This window comes from Pseudomonas sp. RA_15y_Pfl2_54 (genome assembly GCF_963971015.1).
In the GTDB taxonomy this organism is placed as follows: Bacteria; Pseudomonadota; Gammaproteobacteria; order Pseudomonadales; family Pseudomonadaceae; genus Aquipseudomonas; species Aquipseudomonas baetica_A.
On record NZ_CAXAPN010000081.1, the window covers coordinates 1 to 2,082 of the forward strand.

1 protein-coding gene and 1 pseudogene are annotated in these 2,082 nt (G+C 55.4%); both read left to right on the forward strand.

Annotated features, from left to right (window positions below; all coding sequences use genetic code 11):
• Positions 1 to 1,271: pseudogene (locus AACY50_RS28520) on the forward strand (toxin VasX); the annotation flags it as partial.
• Positions 1,268 to 2,082 (forward strand): DUF6708 domain-containing protein (locus AACY50_RS28525; RefSeq protein WP_339539928.1); only part of this gene is annotated, 815 nt, incomplete at its 3' end. The pseudogene AACY50_RS28520 and the gene AACY50_RS28525, both read left to right, overlap by 4 nt.

Sequence of the window (2,082 nt, forward strand, 5' to 3'; positions counted from 1 at the left end):
AGCGGATTGTGAATTCGCCCGTGGTGGTCAACAGCGGGGGAGTGGTGCCGTTGGCGGCGTTGTTGGTGAACGTGGTGAATGTGCAGAACTATTTGAGCGAGGCCGGGGTGCTGGAGGGAATGGATGCTCGGCGAGTGAATGACACGGTGTCGGCGAGTTTGTATGGGGCGGCGGCGTTGGTGGCGGTGGTGGATAGTCAGGTGCGGATGGGGTTGGGGAGGGATCGGTTTTTTATTCGTTCATCTGCGGCGCCGGCGCTTACGTTGTTTGGTGGGGTGATTGGTGGGTTGTCGGCCTATGCAGCCTTGCAAGAGTTCAATTCCTTGAAACAACAGCTAGAGGATGCCCAAAAACGAGTCGATCCATGGCTGCAACTGCGTCAGTTCGCGGTTGGAGGGCAAGTAGCGACCTTCGGGGCCCAAGCGATTTTAGGGTTTGGCTACACCGCCCGTGCCTTGACCGGGTCAATCACAGTGGACGTCGCCATCTTGCGTTACACGTTGTACATGGGGCCGTTGAACTGGATCATTTTGGGGTTCGGCGCACTGTACTTGACAGCTTGGCTCTTCGAGAAAACGCTGCTGCAAAACTTCCTGAACAACTGCTGTTGGTCGAAGGCGCGGGCTATTGACCTTGATCCCATCGCCCCGAAAGCTCAACAGGACGAACTCGACCGTTTGTATCTCATCCTCTATACGCCTCGGGTCACCATGCAAAGCAGTTCTAATCAGGCGACTGATAACGGTCGTTCCGGTCTGGCGTTCGTCAGCGCCATTGATTCTCTGACTATCGACTTGCCAGGCGCCGAGCCAGACAGTGTCTACCTGGAGCTGAGCATGGTCGGTGACCCGGTGGATACCCTCGAAAACCGGTACCTGATCAAAAACAGTCCGACCGACTATTTCAGGCCTCCCCGTCCGTGGCGTGATATGACGCCCTATTGGTTGTCCGACAGTAGTTGCCAGTGGATACCGTTCGAGGAGGGGCAGGGCCTGCGTATAAGCGGTCCTTTCAAAGAGGTGAAAGATTTGCTGAACACACCACCCAGCACGTTGTCGCTAAGGTTGCGTTATCGCACGCCGTTGACCGGAATACTCGGCGCACGGAGTTTTATCGGCGGGGAGCGAGGCCTGGCTTTTACTTTGAACAACAACTCGGGCGTCATAGCGCTGAGAAATGACCCAACGCCTGAACTTGATCGTGTACCGAATTACCCGCTCGGTGAGGATCACCCCGGCGCCATTTACCTGCAACCCAAGGACAAGCGATGAGTACGCCACCGGCAGGCACAACGGAAAAAAGGATGTTTTCGCGCAATGATTACTTGGCGCCATTGCCGATTCCAACCGGTAGAAAACCCTCTGATGTGCTGAATATCATCTGGCGCAAAAACGAGGCGTTTCTCGATGTGGGTAACTACAGCATCGGTTCTGCGGTGATGGTGATGTGGCCATCGCTGATGGTGGTTCTAGCGATGTCATTCTTCACTCGAAATCTCGACTCTGAATTCAGCCGCGAAATTCTGATCCTTGGGGCAATTATTTTGGGCGTTCCTACGCTGATTTTGATCCAAGGCCTCTTCCGCAAAGTCCCCTTACCCATACGCTTCAATCGCCAACGCCGCGAAGTCTGCGTCTCCCGCGACAACGGCGAGTACTGGGTTGTCCCCTGGGAAACCGTGACGGCGGCCGCCACCCAGCAATCGTCGGTCAGTCAGGCCGGCAAAGCCACGATGGGTCTACTGGTCATCGGTTTCGAAAACCCCGACCCGCACGCATCGGAAGACAACAAACACTTTTCACTAGGCTTCAACTGTGGCGGTGGCACCACGGCAATGGCGTTGTGGGAATGCATGCGCAGTTATATGGAGATCGGGCCAGAGGCGGCACCGGATGCCGCAGCGCTTAATTCAGGGGCAAACCTGCGTTACTACATCGATTACATGAAGGATAAAGCCAAAGAACGTGGCTGGTTTTTGACCCTGTTGTGGGAAGGTGTCTTTGGCGTATTCATCTTCAATGCTCCTCTCGCCACCTACCTGCAAAGGAAGAAGCTTTACCCGCCACCCGATCTGCGTTATCC